This window comes from Erwinia plantamica (assembly GCF_043420595.1).
GTDB classification, from domain to species: domain Bacteria; phylum Pseudomonadota; class Gammaproteobacteria; order Enterobacterales; family Enterobacteriaceae; genus Erwinia; species Erwinia aeris.
Window position 1 is genome coordinate 1 of sequence record NZ_JBGCUC010000149.1, and the last position, 335, is coordinate 335.

Genomic DNA, 335 nt, shown 5'->3' on the forward strand with positions numbered 1-335 from the left:
GTGCTGATACCCAGAGTCGAACTGGGGACCTCACCCTTACCAAGGGTGCGCTCTACCAACTGAGCCATATCAGCACGCTTATTACTTACAGTAAGCGGAATAGTCACGCTTAATGCTTAATTTGATGCCTGGCAGTTGATGAACCTTTGTTCACCCTACGGGCCGTTGCATCGCAACGTTCAAACTTCGCCCTGCGGCTTGTTTGTCCTACTCTCTGAGAGTAGTGAACTGCCTCGTAATACCAGTTTACTGCTTATAAATTGATGCCTGGCAGTTCCCTACTCTCGCATGGGGAGACCCCACACTACCATCGGCGCTACGGCGTTTCACTTCTG

The 335-nt window shown here is 50.7% G+C and carries 1 tRNA gene; it reads right to left on the reverse strand.

What is annotated here, in order from left to right:
- Position 1: 1 nt before the first annotated feature.
- A tRNA-Thr gene (locus AB3U87_RS22560) sits at positions 2-74 on the reverse strand.
- Between the last annotated feature and the right edge of the window lie 261 nt (positions 75-335).